Below are 2,461 nucleotides of genomic sequence, written 5' to 3'. Positions count from 1 at the left end.
AGCCAGCGGCGTTTGCATTTCTGTACCTCCCCATTCCTTTGGACCATATCGAAGGTACAGAAAGCAAAATAACGAAGTTAAAATCCGGTAGAGCCTCGTCGCGCAGATCTAAGACGATATACATCTGCACGACGTCTTCGCTACTCTGGTACTGGATACAGATATTGCGCGACGGCGGGTTCAGAAGCCCGAAATAAGCAACTCAGGGAAGTATCGGTCACCAACCCGAGGGCCAACAGTCACTATCACTGCTCCGGCGATACCGCCATCTCCCGAGTGAATCAGCTATATTAGGCAGTATGGGTCGTGAAACCCGGAGAAAACTGCGCGACGCGACTCAAGATTGACTGTCGTTCTTATCACAGAGGACAACTCGATATTTCGATGGGTTAGAATTCGCCCGTGGAATCCAACTCGTCAAGCTGGTCGTACATCTCGTCCGGAAAAGGAACGCTCCCCCAGATCGAATAGTCGCACTGGTCCTGTCCGATGCAGTAGCGCTGCAGGTCGTCGTTGTCACAATTCATCGGGAGTGGGGTTTCGCCGTCAATCGTGTTCGAGAACTCGTAGCGAATCTGGTAGTCAGTCGTCTGCTCGTCGTACCACGGCCATTGCGAGAAGACGTCTTTGAGATCCGCGACAATCTCGTCCAGACTGCTCTCCCGGTACTGTGGTAACCACATGACCATCCGCACGAAGTTATAGAGGTCCTTCCGTACTGGTTTCTTCTCCTGAAGGCGCTCGGCCATAGCCGCCATACACGGCAGCTCGAAGAGGTCCTCGATGGACTCGATGGTAATTGGGTGGGCACCACGGGACGAGGCATCAATCCGGTATTGATTCGTCTCGCGGTTGTGCTTGACTGTGAGACTGCGATGATCCTGCTGGGAGGCAAGGAGATTCCCGAGGCTGCGCGGACTCGAAACTCGATTCTGGATATCCTCTTTCCACGACGCTTCCGAGTCGTAGGCATCAAGAGCGTCGTAGAAGGCCTGCGCCGGGTGGAACTCGCCGACCGTCGCCGTGTCATCAGGCGCATCAGTAACTGCGTCGCGAAGGACGCGCATGAGACGTTCACCACGGTCCCAGTCGCGCCAAATCCGATCGTGATTGCTGCCCTCGAGGAAGCGGTCGATCCGTTCGGTGATCGCGGACTCGTTCGCCACCAACCACGTCTGCTGGTCCTCGGAGAGGCCATCCTCCTGCACGCTGAGGAGCTTTTTGAACGCCTCACGCGCGTACTCCTCGTATTTCGCGTCGAAATCGCCAGCCGGCACGTACAGGTTGTTATCCTTCACGCGCGTCCGAATCTCCGCTGTGTCATCCCCATCACTGGGCCGCTGGTCGTCGCGGACGAGACACTGCCGGGAGGCAGCGGCCATCGGGATTTCGAGATAGAGGCCGCCATCGAACTCGGACATCTCCCTGATCCCGGTGCAGACCCTCCCCGGATGCGGTCCGTCCTCGCCAGGGTCTTTCGCGTAGAGGACCTCCGCGATGTCTTGCTGGAGGGTGCCGCCGCCGTATTCGCGCATGAACGAGCCGAGATTGTTCACGTAGAGCTCGCGGACGTCGTAGAGTGGCTGGATCTTCCGCGGTGGGACGTCCTCGAACTTCGGATGGGCTTTGATGCAGATCGCGCTCAGCGTCGCGAGCACCGCGAGCGTCCCCGGTTCGTCGACGAACGGGTCACGCGCCGCCGCGTCACGAACGTCTTCTTTGAACGCGGCCGTCCCGAAGCGTTCGAGGTCGTCGAGGAGGTCTTCGGGTTGGTCCTCGCCGTCGACGATGTAGCGATCGAATCCGCGCGTGAACAACTGGGTGATCCGTATCTTGCCGTATTCGGTGGGGAGTGCGGCGACCTGGTAGGCGGTGCGTTCGTCGTCGGTGGGGGTCGTGGTGGCCATCAGTCGAGGAATTCGGGAGTTGCAGTCCGCGGGTCGAACTGCGGGCTCTCGATCGGCTGGACGATCCGGCAGACGTCGGCGTGCAGCGAGTAGGGGAGGCGGGCGACGCGGCGGCGGTCGGCGGTGACGACCGGGTCGATCGGGATGTCGTAGGACTCGAGGAGGAGGTCGTTGAGGACTTCGCGACTCTGCGCGTCGTAGCGGTGGGCAGGATCCGTGTCGAGGAGATAGACGTGGACGCCCTGCCCGCTGTAGACAACTATCGTCTCCTCGGCGTCGAAGTCATCCTCAAAGATCTCCCGTACCTCGAAGCCGTACTCGATCGCTCGCTCAACGTCTTCGAACGCATACGGATACCCGGCTGGGTCTGCGTCCAGTATGCCGGTGACGTCAAGGAGCGCTTCGTCGTCGCGCCCACTCGTGTTGTGTGGGAGTACGTCCTCGGCGCGATTGCGGGCGATGGTCTTCGCGTCGATGTCGACGAGCAACACCCAGGGGCGCTCCCAGTTATCGAGCGCGTAGTAGACGGCGTCCGGACGCGGGTCGGGTTGCTC

The 2,461-nt window shown here is 60.0% G+C and carries 1 protein-coding gene and 1 pseudogene; both read right to left on the bottom strand.

Annotated elements, in window-relative coordinates; translation table 11 throughout:
* Positions 1-389 precede the first annotated feature (389 nt).
* Positions 390-1,907, bottom strand: a complete 1,518-nt coding sequence (locus AOZ13_RS13455; RefSeq protein WP_021780863.1) for a primase-associated protein — start codon at positions 1,905-1,907, stop codon at positions 390-392.
* Positions 1,907-2,461, bottom strand: a pseudogene (locus tag AOZ13_RS13450) (DNA primase); the annotation flags it as partial. The gene AOZ13_RS13455 and the pseudogene AOZ13_RS13450, both read right to left, overlap by 1 nt.

Origin of the sequence: Halarchaeum acidiphilum MH1-52-1 (assembly GCF_000474235.1) — an archaeon.
Lineage (GTDB): Archaea > Halobacteriota > Halobacteria > Halobacteriales > Halobacteriaceae > Halarchaeum > Halarchaeum acidiphilum.
This window is presented reverse-complemented; position numbering and strand designations above follow the sequence as displayed.